At 71.1% G+C, this 18,389-nt stretch carries 9 protein-coding genes; 4 read left to right on the top strand and 5 right to left on the bottom strand.

Annotation, left to right across the window (positions count from 1 at the left end; translation table 11 throughout):
- Positions 1–23 precede the first annotated feature (23 nt).
- Positions 24–2,438 (top strand): aminotransferase class I/II-fold pyridoxal phosphate-dependent enzyme, encoded by a 2,415-nt coding sequence (locus tag ACZ3I3_RS35185; protein ID WP_467371774.1) that lies wholly within the window; start codon positions 24–26, stop codon positions 2,436–2,438.
- Positions 2,439–2,515: 77 nt separating this feature from the next.
- Here ACZ3I3_RS35185 and ACZ3I3_RS35180 read toward each other — a convergent pair whose 3' ends face one another.
- The 5 genes from ACZ3I3_RS35180 to ACZ3I3_RS35160 all read right to left on the bottom strand — a co-directional run bounded on the left by ACZ3I3_RS35180 (position 2,516) and on the right by ACZ3I3_RS35160 (position 8,987).
- On the bottom strand, positions 2,516–4,015 hold the full coding sequence (locus ACZ3I3_RS35180; RefSeq protein WP_467371772.1) for a tryptophan 7-halogenase: 1,500 nt from the start codon (positions 4,013–4,015) through the stop codon (positions 2,516–2,518).
- A 194-nt stretch (positions 4,016–4,209) separates the two neighbouring features.
- Positions 4,210–5,235, bottom strand: a complete 1,026-nt coding sequence (locus ACZ3I3_RS35175; protein ID WP_467371770.1) for an ABC transporter permease subunit — start codon at positions 5,233–5,235, stop codon at positions 4,210–4,212.
- Positions 5,232–6,113 (bottom strand): ABC transporter ATP-binding protein, encoded by an 882-nt coding sequence (locus ACZ3I3_RS35170; RefSeq protein WP_467371768.1) that lies wholly within the window; start codon positions 6,111–6,113, stop codon positions 5,232–5,234. The genes ACZ3I3_RS35175 and ACZ3I3_RS35170 overlap by 4 nt, the downstream gene beginning before the upstream one ends.
- A gap of 76 nt (positions 6,114–6,189) precedes the next feature.
- Positions 6,190–8,148: an ABC transporter ATP-binding protein gene (locus tag ACZ3I3_RS35165; RefSeq protein WP_467371766.1), complete on the bottom strand. Its 1,959-nt coding sequence runs from the start codon at positions 8,146–8,148 to the stop codon at positions 6,190–6,192.
- 11 nt (positions 8,149–8,159) lie between these two features.
- A complete protein-coding gene (locus ACZ3I3_RS35160; RefSeq protein ID WP_467371764.1) occupies positions 8,160–8,987 on the bottom strand; it encodes an alpha/beta fold hydrolase in 828 nt (275 codons plus the stop codon).
- Between the two features lie 324 nt (positions 8,988–9,311).
- On the opposite strand from ACZ3I3_RS35160, the gene ACZ3I3_RS35155 reads away from it, so the two are divergent.
- The 3 genes from ACZ3I3_RS35155 to ACZ3I3_RS35145 all read left to right on the top strand — a co-directional run.
- On the top strand, positions 9,312–9,584 hold the full coding sequence (locus tag ACZ3I3_RS35155; protein WP_467371762.1) for an acyl carrier protein: 273 nt from the start codon (positions 9,312–9,314) through the stop codon (positions 9,582–9,584).
- 22 nt (positions 9,585–9,606) lie between these two features.
- Complete coding sequence (locus tag ACZ3I3_RS35150; RefSeq protein WP_467371760.1) at positions 9,607–15,942, top strand: amino acid adenylation domain-containing protein; 6,336 nt, start codon at positions 9,607–9,609, stop codon at positions 15,940–15,942.
- Between the two features lie 15 nt (positions 15,943–15,957).
- Positions 15,958–18,389: condensation domain-containing protein (locus tag ACZ3I3_RS35145; RefSeq protein WP_467371758.1), on the top strand; the 2,432-nt coding region annotated here is incomplete at its 3' end.

Genomic DNA, 18,389 nt, shown 5'->3' with positions numbered 1-18,389 from the left:
GTGAGCCGTGAAGTGGGGCCTTGATGGAACTGTCGCTCGGTGAATTCGCGTTACGTGCCCAGGAACGGCTGGATCCCGCGGTCTGGGATTTCATCGAAGGCGGCGCCGGAGAGGAACGGACCCTCGCCGCGAACACCGCGGCGTTCGACCGTGTCCTGCTGCGGCCGTCGGTGCTGACAGGGGCGGGCAGCCCGCAGACCGCCACCAGGATCCTGGGCCGGACCTGGGACGCGCCCCTGGCGGTCGCCCCGGTGGCCTACCACACGCTCGCGGACCCGCTCGGCGAGCAGGCCACCGTCCGCGGAACAGCGGCGGCCGCCAAGGTCCCGGTCGTGATCAGTACCTTCGCCGGACGCACCTTCGAGGACATCGCCGCCGAGGCCACCACCCCCCTCTGGCTGCAGGTGTACTGCATGCGGGACCGCTCGGTCACCCGCGGCCTCATCGAGCGGGCCGAGAACGCGGGCTTCGAGGCGCTGGTCCTCACCGTGGACACGCCCCGCCTCGGCCGCCGGCTGCGGGACCTGCGCAACGACTTCCGGCTGCCCCCGGGCATGATCCCCGCCAACCTCGCGGGTGACGGCTTCGCGGCGCCGGCCGCGCACTCGCGTGCCGAGTTCGATCCCGACCTGGACTGGTCGGTGCTGGACTGGCTGCGCTCGGTCTCCACACTGCCGATCCTGATCAAGGGGGTCCTCACCGGAACCGACGCGGTACGCGGGGCCGAGGCCGGAGCGGACGGCATCGTGGTCTCCAACCACGGAGGCCGGCAGCTCGACGGCGTGCCGGCCACGCTCGACGTCCTGCCCGAGGTCACGGCGGCGATCGGCGGCCGCCTCCCCGTCCTCCTCGACGGCGGGGTGCGCCGGGGCCGGGACGTTCTCGCGGCGCTCGCGCTCGGCGCCGACGCGGTCCTCATCGGGCGCCCGGTGCTGCACGGCCTGGCGGCCGGCGGAGCCGAGGGGGTGACCGGCGTCTTCTCCGTTCTCCTGGAGGAACTGACCGACGCCATGTCGCTGGCCGGTCTGAAGACCGTCGCGGACATCGGCCCCGATCTCGTCCGCCCGGCCCCGCGCGCTCCTCGCCCGGACACCGCGACGGCCGCGGCGCACGGGCACACCGAGACCGGGGGCGGGGCAGCGCTGCGGATCGCGGACCTGCATCCGAGCGTCGCCGACCCGGTCATGGACACCATGAACTTCCTGAACGAGGTGACGCTGCGCTACCCCGAGGCGGTGTCCTTCGCCCCCGGCCGACCGTACGCGGGGTTCTTCGAGACCGATCAGGTCATGGGTTACCTGCGCCGCTACATGGATCACCTGACCGAGCAGGGCCGTTCGCAGGCGCAGGTGCGCGACGCGCTGTTCCAGTACGGGCCGTCCGCGGGCCTGATCCGCGAGCTGATCGCCCACTCCCTGCGGGTGGACGAGGACATCGACGTGCCGCCCGAGTCGATCGTGGTCACGGTCGGCTGCCAGGAAGCGATGTTCCTGACGCTGCGTGCGCTCATGTCCGGGCCGGACGACGTGCTGCTGGTCTCCAGCCCCTGCTACGTGGGGATCACCGGGGCCGCCAGGCTGCTGGACGTCCGGCTGACCGCCGTCGAGGAGGGCGAGAACGGACTGTCGTGCGGCGCCCTGGAGGCCGCCGTCGCGGCGGAGCGGGCGCGGGGCAGACGTCCGCGGGCCGTCTATCTGGTGCCGGACCACTCGAACCCGTCCGGCGTCAGCATGCCGCTGGAGGCCAGACTGGCCCTCGTGGACCTGGCCGAGCGGCTCGACATCCTCGTCCTCGAGGACAGCCCGTACCGGCACGTCAGCCCTGGCGCACAGGTGGCGTCGCTGAAGTCCCTCGACCGGACCCGGCGTGTGATCCACCTCGGCTCGTACGCCAAGACCGTCTTCCCCGGGGCACGCATCGGGTTCGCGGTGGCGGACCAGCCGGTGCTGGCGCCGGACGGCAGCACGACTCTCCTGGCGGACCAGATCGCCAAGATCAAGAGCATGGTCACCGTGAACACCTCGCCGCTCAGCCAGGCGGCGGTGGCCGGTGCCCTGCTGGAGTGCGACGGCCGCGTCTCGGAGCTGAACACGCTGACCGCCGCCCACTACGGGGAAGCCATGCGCTTCACCCTGGAGTGCCTGGCGCGGGAGTTCCCGGCCGAGCGCAGGAGCCGACTGCAGGTGAGCTGGAACGAGCCCAGCGGCGGTTTCTTCCTGACGCTCCAAGTGCCGTTCCGTGCCGGCAACGCCGCACTGGCCCGCTCCGCACAGGACTTCGGGGTCATCTGGACGCCGATGTCGTACTTCTATCCGCAGGGCGGCGGCGGCCACACCATCAGGCTCTCCACCAGCTATCTGACCCACACCGACATCGAGAAGGGAATCGCACGGCTGGCCGAGTTCATCGAGTTCGAGAGCGCGGACGCGGTGCGCTGAACCCCCGCGACGACGCAGAGGGCCCCGCTCCCACGAGCGGGGCCCTCCACGTCGTCCGCGGGGCGGGTGCCGTACGGTCAGGCCGGATCCGGCTCCTCCCAGAACATGCTGTCGGACGAGGCGACGAGGCCGCCGTCGAAGACGGGAACGTCATCGCCCGCGTGCTCGCCCAGCTGGGCCCGGGTCTGCACCTGCGAACCCTCCTGCATCGCCTGGCGCACCACCGACGACCGGAACAGCGGAGCCATGCTCTCCTCCCGCTGGTCGACCAGGCTGTCGATGGCGTCGGCGAACTCCGCCGACCGCTGCTTGAGCCGGAGGGCGCCCGACTCGGCGTCGGAGAGGTCGAAGTCGGTGCTGGACATGCCCGCCACCAGCTCGACGAATGACTCCAGTTCGGCGTGGTCGCTGTTGATGACCTTCTTCGCCGACCAGAAGTAGGAGTCCTCGTCGACGTGCATGTCGTAGAACGACGTCAGGAACTCGTAGAAGACGCTGTACTCCCTGCGGTACCTCGCCTCGAACTCGTCGAAGGCCCGCTGCTCGCCGATCTTCCCCGCCAGGACGCTGTTGATGGAGCGGGCCGCCAGCAGCGAGCTGTAGGTGGCCAGATGGACTCCAGAGGAGAACACCGGGTCGACGAAGCAGGCCGCGTCGCCGACCAGCACCATGCCCGGCCGCCAGAAGTTCGTGTGGTGGTAGGAGTAGTCCTTGCGCACCCGTATCTGGCCGTACTGGCCTTCCGTGACACGGGTGGCGTCGGCCAGGTGCTCCTGGATCAGCGGGCACTCGGCGATGAGGTTGCGCAGCGCGGCCTCCGGGTCACCCTGGATCTTGGCCGCGTCCTCCCGGCGGACGACGGCGCCGACGCTGGTCAGTGTGTCGCTGAGCGGGATGTACCAGAACCATCCGCTGCCGAACGCGACGCACAGGATGTTGTTGGTGTTCGGTGCCGGCAGCCGCTTGCCGTTCTCGAAGTACCCGAACAGCGCCAGGCTGCGGAAGAAGTCCGAGTACTTCCGCGAGCCGCCGACCCGCTTGTAGATGCGGCTGGTGTTGCCCGAGGCGTCCACAACGTACCGCGCCGACACCTCGCGCTCGGTGCCGTCCGGGTCGGTGTACCGCAGCCCGCTCACCCGCCCGTCGTCGCCCTCCACGACCTCGGTCACCGTGCGGTTCTCGCGGACGTCGACGCCCTTGCGGACGGCGTTGTCGAGCAGGATCTTGTCGAACTTGCTCCGCTCGACCTGATAGGCGAACGAGGTCGGTCCGGAGACCTTGGACGAGACGGAGAAGGAGAAGTTCCACGGCGTGGGGTTCGCGCCCCATCGGAAGGTGCCGCCGCGCTTGTGGGGAAATCCTGCCGCGGCGAGTTCATCGGTGACGCCGAGCAGGTGGCAGATGCCGTGAATGGTGGACGGAAGAAGCGACTCGCCGATCTGGTACCTGGGAAAGCTCTCCTTTTCCAGCAACAGGACGCGGTGCCCCTGCATGGCCACCAGTGACGACAATGTCGACCCCGACGGGCCACCGCCCACGACCACCACGTCGAATTCCTCGTGCTGTGCTGTGCTCATTCGGCCTCCCGGAACGCACCGATGTGATCATTGCGCTGGTGACTCTTTTGTCAGCGTTCCACAGATCCGGCATCCCCCAAAGGCTGGACGATTTCCCGTGGCTGGACACCTGGGGAAACGCGCCGCGCAACAGAAAAAGGCGCCGCCGGGAGAATTCCCGGCGGCGCCCGTACCGGCGGCGGTCGAGACGGGGGTCAGCTCACCCGTCGCCGGATTCGCCAAAGACCGAAGGCGGTGAGGAGCACGCTGAGCACCAGATAGATCCCGGTCTCCAGCCCCTGGAAGGCCCAGTAACGGCTGCGCGGCTGGTAGAGGACATCGACATGCAGGTTCTGCTTGGCGAGGCACACCGCCGTGTCGCCGAAGGTGCCGCCGGCCCCTGTCTTGGGCGGGCTGTCGAGGCAGTCGTTGAACTTGGTCCCGCTCAATGTCTGCCCGTCCGCGGTGCGCAGCGGGCTCGTCTCGGCGATCCACGCGTCGGGTGCGCCCGGGATCTTCACCCCGCCGATCACCGAACCGCCACCGAGACTGCCGAGATTCTGCGCCTGGTTGATGGCCTGCTCCGTCATCTGCAACGTGGCCTTCTCCGGCGGCATGAGGCTGGGCCGCACCGCGTTGGGGAAGAAGAACTGGAAGGCGAGGAAGACGACGAGCGTCACCGCCATCGCCGGCAGGGTCCGGCGCAGCAGCAGCCCGATCACGGTGCCGAGCGTGAAGGCCACCGCGGCGTAGCCGATCGGGGCGATGTTGCGCGCCCCGAACACGAACGTGTCGAACTGCTCCTTGACCACATTGTCGAAGGGCCGGGCCGCCCAGGTCAGCAGGGCCGCGGCAGTGCCGGTCACGACCACGGCGGCCGCGCCCATGAGCAGGATCTTGCTCAGGAGCCAGCGCGGCCGGGTGACGCTCTGGTTCCACACCAGCCGGTGGGTGCCGTTCTCGAGTTCCCGGGCGACCAGGGGAGCGCCCCAGAAGGTGCCGATGAGGGCAGGGATCAGGGCGAGTCCGGTCGCCATGAACAGCAGCGTGTTCTGGTAGGCGCTGCGGAACTGGGCTCGCGCCTGCGCGCAGTTGGCCGAGTTCTCGCAGTTGGCTCGGTAGACGTCATGGGCGTCACGGATGTCCCCGCCGAGATACACCAGGTACATGGCGATCACGGCGAGCGCACCGGCGCCGACCAGCGCCTGGACGCGGAACTGCCGCCAGCTCAGCCACATCATCGCGGGGCCCCCCAGGCTGCGGCTTCGGTCCGGGCGGCGGGCACGGCGGCCGCCCGGGTCATGTAGGCGAGGACGAGTTCCTCGAGCGTGACGGGTTCCGCCTGGTAGGGCAGTTCCCCGGGCGCGCCGCTGGTGCGGACGATCGCGTTGCTGTGCTTGCCGCTGTGCTCGATCGAGATCACCTCGACCCCGGCGGGCGGATGGTCGAACTCGCCGCGCGGCACGACCAGTCGTGCGTGGCCGGCCAGCAGGTCCCGGGTGTCACCGGCGACCTGTACCCGCGAGTCGCACAGCACGATGATGTAGTCGCAGACCTGTTCGACGTCACCGAGGAGATGCGAGGAGAGCACGGCGCTGGCGCCGAGTTCCAGGACGAATTCCATCAGGTTCTGGAGGAACCCCTTGCGCGCCAGGGGGTCCAGGGCCGCCGCCGGCTCGTCGAAGATCAGCAGCTCGGGGCGTTTGGCCGCCGCGATGGTCAGCGCCAGCTGCGCCCGCTGACCGCCCGAGAGCTGCCCTGCCTTCTGCTCCGGGTTCAGCCCCACCTGGCTGATACGCCGCTCGGCCAGGACCGGGTCCCAGCTCGGATTCATCTTCGCCCCGAGCTTCATGTGCTCGGCGATGGTGAACGAGCCGTACACCGGCGTGTTCTGAGCGACGAACCCCACCCGGGCCAGATGCGAGGCATTGGCCGCCGGACGGGATCCCAGCACGGCCAGGGACCCGGAGGTCGGCTCGGTCAGCCCACAGGCCAGGTGCAGCAGGGTGGATTTACCGGCCCCGTTCGGGCCGACCAAGCCGATGACACGGCCGGCGGGGATGGTGAGGTTGACGTCGCTCAGGGCCAGCCTGCCGCGGCGGCCGTATTTCTTCGTCAAGCCCTCTGCGTGAAGTGCGGGAGGGGCGTCTGCGTGAGGCATGTCCCCATCCTCGAATTCCCCGCCTTTTCCAGCATCAGTCCAAAGCACGGTTCCCGTTGCCGGCGGCCGTACTTTCGGCTGGTTGGGGGCTGCGGCCCTGCTGGTGGGCGAACTGGGTCCGGTACAACTCGGCGTAGAGCCCGCCATGGGCGAGCAGTTGCTCGTGGGTGCCGCGCTCCTGGATCCGTCCCCCGTCGATGACGAGGATCTGGTCGGCGTCCAGGATGGTGGACAGGCGGTGTGCGATGACCAGTGACGTCCGTCCGGTCAGAGCGGCCTTGAGCGCCCGCTGGATGGCCAGCTCGGACTCGGAGTCCAGGTGCGCGGTCGCCTCGTCGAGGACGACGATCGGCGGCGACTTGAGCAGCAGCCTCGCGATGGCCAGCCGCTGCTTCTCGCCGCCGGACAACCGGTAGCCGCGGTCACCGACGACCGTGTCGAGACCGTCGGGCAGCTGCGAGATCGTCGGCCAGATCAGCGCCGCCTCGCACGCCTCGACGATGTCGGGTTCGGTGGCGTCCGGGCGCGCGTAGAGCAGGTTGGTCCGGATGGTGTCGTGGAACAGATGCGCGTCCTGCGTGACGACGCCGACCGTGTCGCCCAGCGAGTCGAGGGTCAGGTCACGGACGTCGTGACCACCGATCCGCACCGATCCCGAGGTGGCGTCGTAGAGCCGCGGCACGAGCTGGGTGATGGTGGTCTTGCCGGCCCCGGACGGCCCGACCAGCGCGGTGAGCCGCCCGGCCGGGGCGTGGAAGCTCACGTCGTTCAGAACCAGCGCGCCCGGACCGTGCTCGCTCTTGCGCAGCGGCAGCAACTCCAGGGAGGGCAGGGACACTTCCTCGGCGCTGGGGTAGCGGAAGGCGACGCTGTCGAACTCGACGTGGGGCGCCACGCCGTTCCGGTGTTCCGAAACCCGGGCCGGCAGTGCGCGCGCCTCGGGCCGCTCGGTGATGAGCGGCTGGAGGTCCAGCACCTCGAAGACGCGGTCGAAGCTGACCAGCGCGGTCATGATGTCGCTCTGAATGTTCGTCAGCTGGTTGATGGGGCTGTACAGCATCATCAGCAGGGCGACCATGGCCACCAGCGTGCCGATCCGGATCTGGCCGTCGATGACGAACCAGCCGCCGAAGCCGTAGACCAGGGCGGTGGTGACCGTGGTGAGCAGGGTGACGAGAATGAACAGCAGACGGGCGTGCACATCCATCGAGATGGCGATGTCGCGCACGAGGCGCGCCTTCTTGGAGAACTCGGCGGACTCCTCCTCGGGTCGGCCGTAGAGCTTGACGAGCATCGCGCCGGAGACGTTGAACCGCTCGGTCATCATCGAGCCCAGCTCGGCGTCCTTCTGCATACCGCTGCGGGCCAGCCTCTCCATCCGCTGGGCGATGATCTTCCCCGGGATGAAGAACAGCGGGATCATCACCAGCGCCGCCAGCGTGATCGGCCACGACAGGTAGAACATCGCGCCGAGCACCAGGATCAGCGTCAGCATGGTGGACAGCGACTGCGAGAGCAGCGTCGTGAGGGCCTGCTCCGCACCGACGATGTCGGTGTTGATCCGGCTGACCAGCGAACCGGTCTGCGTGCGGGTGAAGAACGCCACCGGCTGCCGCTGGATGTGCGCGAAGACCTTGGTACGCAGGTCGAAGATGAGGCCCTGGCCGACCCGGCCGGAGAACCAGGCCTGTATGTAGATCGCCACCACGTTCAGCAGGGCGAGGCCCGCGACGAGCCCGGCGAGACCGAACACGACCGAGGCCTTGCCGGCCACGATGCCGTCGTCGACGATCATCTTGAGCATCAGCGGGATCGACACGGTGATGACTGAGTCGACGATCGTCGCCAGCATCACGATGGCCAGTGCCCGGCGGTAGCGCATGGCGTAGGGAATGATGCGCTTGAACGTGCCGGGTTTGACCCGCTGCGGATCCACCAACCCTTCGACGCGCAATCCGATCGTGCCCATGGTCGGGTCGTGTCCTGGGGTCACGGAGAAACTCCTCAGTGGTTGTCGAGAAACTCGATGATCGCCGCGTTGAGCACATCGGGCCGTTCGAGATACCCGAGGTGCCCGCAGCCGGAGATCTCGACGAGATCGCAGCCGGGGATGGCCTCGGCGACCTCCGCGCCCAGGTGCGGCGGAGTGATGAGGTCGTCGGCGAAAGTCACGACCCGACAGGGCGCGGTCACGCCGCGCAGCGCCGGACGGCGGTCGTCGGCGAGGTCGGCCCAGGCATGCCGGGCCTGAGCGTCCCCGCCCCCGGACAACTCGAAGATGTCCAGCCAGGCGGTCACGGCGCCGTCGTCGTTGAGCGTGACCGGCGAGAACATTTTGAACACCGTCGTCGCGGCCTCGTACCCGGCCGGCAGCCGCACGCCGCTCTCCACCAGGGCGATCTCCGCCTGGGTCTGGGCCCGCCGCGCGGCGTCCTCGCGGGCCCGGGTGGCGATGAGCACGGCGCACCGTACGAGTTCGGGATGGCCGATCGCCAGCTCCTGCGCGATCATCGCCCCCAGGGAGGTGCCGACGACCCGGCACGGAGCCAGGTCCAGCGCCTCGATCAGGCCCTTGACGTCGGCGGTCATGTCCAGGAGCGAGTACCTGCCCGGTGGTGCGTCGGACGGCGGGATGCCGCGGTGGTCGAAGACGACCGAGGCGTAGCCGGCCGCGTGCAGCGCCGGTGTCTGGTGCATCGTCCAGGCGTGGCCGGCCGATCCCGATCCCATGATCATGAGCACCGGCTCGCCCTGGCCCGAACGCTCGTAGGCGAGCCGGACCCCGCCCACCGTGACGAAGTGCGTGGCGCGTCGGCCCGCGGCGTAGCCCATGCCACCTCTCCCTCCTCGTCGGCGCAGGGCAGTGCCGTTCCGCTGCGTCCTGGTCTTCGGGGCGGCTCACTATCGCACGCGGCCCCGGCGTGGTGCAGTGGGTGCGAAGCGTCGGCCTGGACACCCCCTGTCCACCCGTCCAACTGCGGTAACGCCCTCAGTTGGACGCGCGCCGACGGCGTCCAAGTAGGCCCGGCCGACGGTTGATCCGCTGCTCGGGGCTGAGCCATATTGGGCGCCGTGAGCCCCTGATGCTCATCCAAGTCCCCGCGCACTTTCCGCATCGGCCGCCTGGCGCCCCGCCGGGCCGAGGGAGGGACCCTCTTGTCAGCCTCCGACCCGCCGGCCACCCGGCCGACGCCCGGGAAGATCCGGTCCTGGCTCGTCGAACGCGTCGCCTACTACGCCAAGGTGCCCGCCGAAGAGATCGACGCCGACGTTCCGCTGCCGCACTACGGACTGGACTCGGTGTACGCCTTCGCGCTCTGCGGCGACATCGAGGACGACCTCGGCCTCGTCGTCGAACCCGTCCTGCTCTGGGACGTCGACACCATCGCCGGGCTCACCACCCATCTGGCCGAACTCACAGCCGACTGAAGGCCTTCGAGGGGGGAGGACGATGCGTCGACAGGACCTTCGGGAGCTGATGTCCGGCCAGCTCGGCATCTGGTACGCCCAGCAACTCGAACCCGGCAGCAGCGTGTACAACGTCGCCGAGTACATGGAGATCCGCGGTGACGTGGACATCGAGCTCCTCCTGTCGGCGCTGCGGCATGCCGTGCGCGAGGCGGAGACCTGTCGGCTCCGGTTCCGGCTGCGGGACGGGGCACCCCGGCAGTACGTCGACGACGCGGCGGACCTTCCCGTGCACGTCGCCGACCTCAGCGCCGCCGAGGACCCCCGCGCGGCGGCCGAGGAGTGGATGTCGGCCGACCTGAACCGTCCGGCGGACCTCCTCACCGGTCCGCTGTCCGCCCACGCCGTGTTCCGGCTGGGGCCGGACCAGGTCGTCTGGTACCAGCGCGCCCACCACATCGTCCTCGACGGGACGAGCCTCTCGACGTTCGCCGCCCGCGTGGCGGACGTCTACACGGCGCTCGCGGCCGGGCGCGAACCGACGGACGGCGCGCTGAAGCCGTGGTCCGTACTGCACGACGCGGACAGCTCCTACCTCCGGTCGGCGGCATACGAACGGGACCGGGCCTTCTGGCGCGAGTCGCTGTCGGACCTGCCGGACCCGGACGGCGCGCGAGGAGACCGCACCCGGGACCTTCCCGGGCCGCCGCTGCTGCACGTGCACGACAGTGACGCGGCCGCGGCCGCCGACCTGCGGGCGGCGGCACGCCGGTTGCGCACCAGCCTCGCCGGACTCGCCCTCTCGGCCGCCGCCCTGTACCGGCAGCGTTCGACCGGAACGCGCGACGTCGTCCTCGGTGTCCCCGTCACCGGGCGGACCACCAGAGGGGAACTCGGCATCCCCGGCATGACCTCCAACGTGGTGCCGCTCCGACTGGCCGTCGACCGCGGCATCACCGTCGCCGAACTCCTGCGGCGGACCGCCGGCGCGGTGTCCGACTGCCTGAGGCACCAGCGCTACCCGTACGGGAACATCCTCGCCGACCTGGGACTCGTCGGCCGCGGCCGGCTGCGCGACCTGAGCGTCAACCTGATGTTCCTGAACCGGCCGCTGCGGTTCGCGGACGCCGTCGCCACGCGGACCGGCCTGTCGAGCGGCCCGGTCGACGACGTCACGATCGACATGTACGACCAGACGGACGGCGGCCTCCGGACGATCGTGCAGACCAACCCCGACCGGCACGCGCCGGGAGCGGGAGCGGAGATCTCCCGCCGGTTCCGCACGGTGCTCCGCCGGCTGGCCGAGGCACCAGCCGACGAGTACGCCGACCGGATCGACGCCCTGGACGAGGACGAACGGCGGCAGGTCCTCGTGACGTGGAACCGCACCGGGACCGGCGACAGCGGCCGGACCGTGCTGGGCTGCTTCGAGGCGCACGCCGCCCGCGACCCGGGCGCGATCGCCGTGGTGTGCGGCGCCTCGGAGATCACCTACCAGGAACTGAACGCGCGGGCCGGCCGACTGGCCCGGCGGCTGCGCCGCCACGGCATCGGCCCCGAGTCGGTGGTCGCGCTGTGCCTGCCGCGCGGCCCGCTCCTGCTGACCGCGATGCTGGCGGCCTGGAAGGCCGGAGCGGCGTATCTGCCGATGGATCCCGAACATCCCGCTGAGCGGGCGCACCTCACGCTCACCGAGAGCCGGGCAGCCGCGCTGATCGCCACCGGGGAGCTCCTCGACGACCTGCGGGGGAGTGGCGTCCCGCTCATCGACCCGGACGCCCCCGAAACGACCGCCCCCGAGGCCGGAGAACCGCACGCGTCGCGGGACCTGCTGCCCGGCCAACTGGCCTACGTGATGTTCACCTCCGGTTCGACAGGCGTCCCGAAGGGGGTCGCGGTCACCCACGCCGGCCTGGCCAACTACGCCCTCTGGGCGGCCGGGTTCTTCCGGATGCGCCCCGGCGACCGATCGCCCCTGCATTCGTCGATGGCCTTCGACCTGCCCCTGACCGGCGTGCTGGTACCGCTGGTGTGCGGCGGCACGGTGGACATCAGCCCCGAAGGCGGCGCCGAGGGGCTCGCCGCGCTGATGAAGGCGCGCGCCGGTGACGGGTTCGGCCTGGTCAAGATGGTGCCCGGGCACCTCCCGCTGCTGGCCACGATGCTCACGGCCCGCGAGCAGGGCTCCGCGGCCCGGCGGCTGGTGGTGGGCGGCGAGGCACTGCCGGGTGCCCTCGTACGGGCCTGGCGGGACAACGCGCCCGACACGGTGGTGGTCAACCACTACGGCCCGACCGAAACGGTCGTCGGCTGCTGCGTCTTCGAGATACCCCCCGGGCAACCCGTGGGCGACACGGTGCCGATCGGCCGGCCGATCGCCAACACCCGCCTGTACGCGCTGGACGACGTCCTCAACCCGGTCCCCGTCGGCACCCTGGGAGAGCTGTACGTCGCCGGTGCGGGACTGGCCCGCGGATACGCCGGGCGCGCGGGACTGACCGCGGAACAGTTCGTGGCCTGCCCGTTCGGGCCGGCCGGGCAGCGGATGTACCGCACCGGCGACCTGGTGCGGTGGACCGCCGACGGGCAACTGGAGTTCGCCGGCCGGGCCGACGACCAGATCAAGATCAGCGGATACCGGGTCGAGCCCGCCGAGATCGAGGCCGCACTGACTCGGCACCCCGCGGTCGGCCGGGCGGTCGTCGTGCCCCGCACGGCACCCGGCGGCCCCCAGCAGCTGGTGGCCTACGTGGTCGCCACCCCCGGGCAGGACGCGGACCCACGGGAATTGCGCCGGTTCGCCGCGCGCGCTCTGCCGGCACACATGGTGCCCGCGACGGTGATGCCGCTGGACGCCATGCCGCTGACGGCGAACGGGAAGGCCGACCGGCGTGCGCTGCCCGCACCCGTGTTCCCCATCTCGGATCGCGCGCCGCGCACCCCGCGGAAGACCATCCTGTGCGGACTGTTCGCCGAGGTGCTCGGCCTGGACCGGGTGGGGGTCGACGACGACTTCTTCGCCCTCGGCGGGCATTCGCTGCCGGCCACCCGGCTCATCAGCCGCATCCGGGCCACCCTGGGCGCCGAGGTGCCGATGAAGGCGCTGTTCGCCGCGCCCACGGTGTCGGCCCTGGACGCCTGGCTGGACAGGGGCGGGCCCGCCCGGCCGGCCCTGCGGCCCGTACCGCACCCGGACCCCCTGCCGCTGTCCCCGGCACAGCGCCGCCTGTGGTTCCTGCACCACCTGGAGGGCCCGTCGGCGACCTACAACGTCCCCCTGGGACTGCGGATCACCGGGGCGCTGGACCGAGAAGCCCTCCAGGCGGCGCTGGGTGACGTCGTGGCCCGCCACCAGGCACTGCGCACCGTCTTCCCGGACGAAAACGGGGCGCCCCGCCAGCGGATCCTCACCCCGGAAGAGGCGCGCCCCCGGCTGGAGACCACCCGGGCGAGCGGGCCCGGGCAGCTCGAGGCCGCCGCACGGTACGCCTTCGACCTCAGCCGCGAGGTGCCGCTGCGGGCCGAACTACTGACCGAGGGGCCGGAGGAGCACGTACTGGTCCTGGTCGTGCACCACATCGCCGCCGACGCCTGGTCGGTGGGCCCGCTGGCACGTGACCTGGCCACGGCGTACGCCGCCCGCAGCCGGGGCAGGGCGCCGGACTGGGCGGCGCTGCAGGTGCAGTACGCGGACTACACCCTGTGGCAGCACCGGTTGCTGGGCGCGGAAAGCGACCCGGACAGCCTGATCGGACGCCAGATCCGCTATTGGCAGGACCAGTTGGCCGGGCTGCCCGTCCGGCTGGAGCTGCCCACCGACCGGCCCCGCCCCGCGGTGGCCTCTCGCCGCGGCGGCCTGCGGAGCTTCCGGCTGGAGGCGCCTGTGCACCAGGCGCTGACGCGGCTCGCCCGGGAACGGGGAGCCACCCTGTTCATGGTGCTGCACGCGGCCGTGGCGGCACTGCTGACCCGGCTGGGCGCCGGCACCGACATCCCGCTGGGCGCCCCGATCGCCGGGCGCACCGACGAGGCGCTCGACGACCTCGCCGGCTGCTTCGTGAACACGCTGGTCCTGCGGGCCGACACCGGCGGGAACCCGGCCTTCACCCACCTCCTCGACCAGGTCCGGGAGACCGACCTGGCCGCCTACGAGCACCAGGACGTCCCCTTCGAGCACCTGGTGGAGGTGATCAACCCCGAACGCTCCCCGGCCCACCACCCCCTGTTCCAGATCAGCCTCAGCCTCCAGAACGTCTCACCCGGGGCCGTCGAACTCCCCGGCCTCGACACCCGGCCGGAGCCGGTCGGCACCGACACCGCCCGGTTCGACCTGATGATCAACCTCACCGACCGTCATGACGGTGGCGGAGCCCCGGCCGGTGTGGAGGGGACGGTCGAGTACGCGGCCGACCTCTTCGACGCCGGTACCGTCCAGACCCTCCTGGACCGGCTCGTCCGGCTGCTGGAGCAGGTGGCCGACGACCCGGGGCGGCGCCTGGGCGACCTGGATCTGCTGACCGCCGACGAGCGGCACCGGCTGCTGGTCGAGGTCCACGCCCCCGGCACCGAGGTACCCGAAGCGACGCTGCTGTCCTTGTTCGAGGCGCAGGTGGCGAGGGCACCGCAGGCGACGGCGGTGACGGCGGGTGAGGTGGCCGTGTCGTACACGGAGCTGGACGCCCGTGCCGACCGGCTGGCGCGGCGTCTGGTGCGGCGCGGGGTGGGCCCGGAGTCGATCGTCGGTGTGCTCATGCCGCGCTCCGCCCACTTGGTGGTGGCGGTGCTGGCGGTGCTGAAGGCGGGCGGCGCGTATCTGCCCGTCGACCCGGACCACCCGGCCGAACGCATCGCGTTCCTGCTGGCCGACGCGCGGGCCGCCTGCGCCGTGACGACGGCCGACTTCGCGTCGGTCCTGCCGAAAGACGTGCCGGTGGTGGTGACGGACGCTCCCGAGTCCGACGAGGAGACCGGCGGAGAGCCGCTGGAGGCCGCGCGCCCGGATCAGGCGGCGTATGTGATCTACACGTCGGGATCGACCGGCCGCCCGAAGGGCGTGCTGGTGCCGCACCGCAACGTCGTGGCGTTGTTCGCCGCTGCGCGGGAGGTGCTCGACTTCGGTGCGGATGACGTGTGGAGCTGGTTCCATTCGCTGGCCTTCGACTTCTCCGTGTGGGAGTTGTGGGGGGCGTTGCTGCACGGCGGGCGGGTCGTGGTGGTGCCGTTCGAGGTGTCGCGGTCGCCGGTGGAGTTCCTGGAGCTGGTCGAGCGCGAGCGGGTGACGATGCTGAGCCAGACGCCGTCGGCGTTCTACCAGTTGTCGGCCGCGCTGCCGGACGGCGAGGGTGGGCTCGGTGCTGTGCGTACGGTGGTCTTCGGCGGAGAGGCGCTGGAGCCCGCGCGGCTCGCCGGCTGGTGGGAGCGGTACGGCGGCTCCGGGCCGCGGCTGGTCAACATGTACGGCATCACCGAGACCACGGTGCATGTCACCCATCACGACCTGTCTCCGGACACCAGCGGGCAGGGCAGTGTGATCGGCCGTGGGCTCCCCGGGTTGTCGGTGTTCGTGCTGGACGAGTGGCTGCGCCCGGTTCCGGTGGGTGTGGCGGGCGAGCTGTACGTGGCCGGGCCCCAGGTGGCCCGTGGTTACGCGGGTCGTCCGGGGCTGACCGGTGAGCGGTTCGTGGCGTGCCCGTTCGGTGCGGGCGGGCAGCGGATGTACCGGTCGGGTGACCGGGCCCGGTGGACCCCGGACGGCCGGCTGGTGTTCGAGGGCCGTGCGGACGAGCAGGTGAAGATCCGCGGGTTCCGGATCGAACCGGGCGAGGTCGGGGCGGTACTGGCGGCCCACCCGGCCGTCGCCCAGGCCGTGGTGACCGTACGAGAGGACTCGCCCGGTGACCGGCGACTCGTGGGTTATGTCGTTCCCGGTGAGGGCGTGGACGCCGGTGGGCTGTCCGAGCTGGTGCGTGGGTTCGCCGCGCAGCGGCTGCCGTCGTACATGGTGCCCTCGGCGTTCGTGGTGCTGGACGTCCTGCCGTTGACGGTCAACGGCAAGCTGGACCGCAGGGCTCTGCCGGCGCCGGCGTACACCGCGGGCGGCGGCCGTGCCCCGGCCGGCCCCGAGGAGGAACTGCTCTGCCAGGCCTTCGCCGAGGTGCTGGGCCTGCCGTCCGTCGGGGTCGACGACGACTTCTTCGCACTCGGCGGGCACTCCCTGCTGGCGACCCGGCTCATCGCCCGCATCCGTACCTCGCTGCGTGCGGAACTGCCGATCGAGGAACTGTTCGCGACTCCTACACCAGCCGCACTCGCGGCCTGGCTTGCCGAGCACGGTGGCCGGACCGGGAGCACCAGGCCCGCGCTGCGCCCGATGCGCTGAAGGAAAGGGGTTCACATGATTCCCGCGTCGTTCGCTCAGCGGCGGTTGTGGCTGCAATGGCGGATCGAGGGGCCCAGCGCCACTTACAACAGCCCCACCGTCCTGCGGCTGACCGGAGATCTGGACCGGCGGGCACTGGACGCCGCGCTGCGGGACGTCGTCACCCGGCACGAAGCCCTGCGCACCGTCTTCCCCGAGGTGGACGGCGAACCCCACCAGCGGATCGTGCCCGCCGCCGAACTGGACTGGGAACTGCCCGTGGTCGAGGTGACCGGGGGCGAAGCCCGTACGCGGTACCAACGGCTGTACACGATGGACGAACTGTGCTGGGACGAACCGGTCCTGGCCCTGCCGACCGCCGAGGCGACCGGTGACCTGCCGACGGGCCGGATCGACGCCGGAGACCTGCCCGGCGCGGTCGCGCGCGTCGCGGCCCACACCTTCGACCTGTCCACGGAGATCCCCGTACGGGCATGGCTGTTCGCCGTGGCTCCCGACGAGCACGTACTGGTGACAGTCGTCCACCACATCGCGACCGACGGCTGGTCGGCCGGCCCGTTCACCCGCGACCTGGCGACCGCGTACACCGCCCGCAGCCAGGGCCGGGCCCCGGACTGGGCCCCGCTGCCGGTGCAGTACACCGACTACACCCTGTGGCAGCGTGAACTCCTCGGCAGCCGGGCCGACGAGGGCAGCGTCCTCTCCCGCCAGATCGCCTACTGGCGTGACGCCCTGGCGGGAGCCCCGGAGGAGCTGGCCCTGCCGACCGACCGGCCCCGCCCGGTGACACCCTCCCACCGCGGGCACGCGGTCGCGATCGGCCTGCCCGCCCGCACTCACGCCCTGCTGGCCGCGGTGGCCCGCCGCCACCGCGCCACCCCGTCCATGGTCTTCCAGGCCGGGCTCGCCGTGACGCTGTCGCGGCTCGGCTCCGGTCACGACATTCCCATCGGGACGCCGACCGCGGGGCGCTCCGACGAGGCTCTCGACGACCTGATCGGCTTCTTCGTCAACACTTTGGTGGTCCGGGCCGACCTCGCCGGAGACCCGACGTTCGCCGAGGTGATCGACCGGGTGCGCACCACGGCCGTGCGCGCCTTCGGCCACCAGGACGTGCCGTTCGAGCGCCTCGTGGAGGAACTCGCCCCCACCCGTTCCCTGGCGCGTCACCCCCTGTTCCAGGTCGTCCTCGCACCGCTCGACGCCGGGGCACCGACCGACCTCCACGACCTGCGCGGTGACACGCTCTCGTTCGGCCGTGTCACGGCCAAGTTCGACCTGGAGGTGTCGCTGGGCGAGGCCTTCGACGACGGCGCCCCGGCGGGCTTACGGGGCGTGGTCACGGGGGCGGCGGACCTGTTCGACGCGGGCACGGTCGAACGGATCGCGGGCTGCATGGTGCGGGTGCTGACGGCGATGGCCGACGACCCCGACATGCGCATCGGCTCGGCCGATGTCCTGGGCCCGGACGAGTTTTCCCGGCTGGTGGAGCAATTCAACGACACCGCGGTGCCGATGCGCGGCATGTCGCTGCCGGAGGCGTTCGCGGAACGGCTGGCGGCGCATCCGCAGGCGCCGGCCGTGGTGTGCGGCGATGCCGGGATGTCGTACGCCGAGTTGGACGCGCGCTCGGACCGGTTGGCGCGGGCTCTGGTGGCGTCGGGGGTGGGGCGGGAGTCGGCTGTCGCGGTGTTGATGGAGCGGTCGGCGGAGTTGGTGGTGGCGTTGCTGGCCGTGTTGAAGGCCGGTGGTACGTATCTGCCGCTGGATGTGACGTGGCCGGTGGCGCGGATGCGTGCGGTGGTCGCGGACGCGGGCGCCGGACTGGTCCTGGTGAGCGAGGCGTCGGCCGGGCAGGACCTCGGGATCGCGGAAGTGTCCGTGGCTGCTGTTTCGGACGGGGGGCTGCTTCCGGTTGTGGAGGACTCGGCGGCCGCGTATGTGATGTACACGTCGGGTTCGACGGGTGTGCCCAAGGGTGTGGTGGCCACGCACCGGGACGTGGTGGCGCTGGCCCGGGACCGGTGCTGGGGGGCGACGCCGAGGGTGCTGTTCCATGCTCCGCACGCGTTCGATGCGTCGTCCTATGAACTGTGGGTGCCGTTGCTGTCGGGTGGCACGGTCGTGGTGGCGCCGGACGAGGCGGTGGACGCGGCGGTGTTGCGTCGTCTGATCACCGGTCACGGCTTGTCGCATGTGCATGTGACGGCGGGTCTGCTGCGGGTGCTGGCGGATCAGGATCCGGGCTGTTTCGCCGGTGTGATGGAGGTGTTGACGGGCGGGGATGTGGTGCCGGCCGGGTCGGTGCGGCGGGTGCTGGAGGCCAACCCGGGTGTGGTGGTACGCCACCTCTACGGGCCGACCGAGGTGACCTTGTGTGCGACGCAGCACGAGGTGGGTGACTCCGGTGGTCTCAATGGCGTGGTGCCGATCGGGCGGCCGTTGGA

It is taken from the genome of Streptomyces sp. NPDC016851 (genome assembly GCF_055562795.1).
The sequence above is the reverse complement of the archived record's forward strand: the minus strand, read 5'-3'. Positions and strand labels throughout refer to the sequence as shown.

Coding starts and splice junctions, on each gene's coding strand:
- ACZ3I3_RS35185 (WP_467371774.1), top strand. CDS start 24: ATGGAACTGTCGCTCGGTGAATTCGCGTTACGTGCCCAGGAACGGCTG.
- ACZ3I3_RS35180 (WP_467371772.1), bottom strand. CDS start 4,015: ATGAGCACAGCACAGCACGAGGAATTCGACGTGGTGGTCGTGGGCGGT.
- ACZ3I3_RS35175 (WP_467371770.1), bottom strand. CDS start 5,235: ATGATGTGGCTGAGCTGGCGGCAGTTCCGCGTCCAGGCGCTGGTCGGC.
- ACZ3I3_RS35160 (WP_467371764.1), bottom strand. CDS start 8,987: ATGGGCTACGCCGCGGGCCGACGCGCCACGCACTTCGTCACGGTGGGC.
- ACZ3I3_RS35150 (WP_467371760.1), top strand. CDS start 9,607: ATGCGTCGACAGGACCTTCGGGAGCTGATGTCCGGCCAGCTCGGCATC.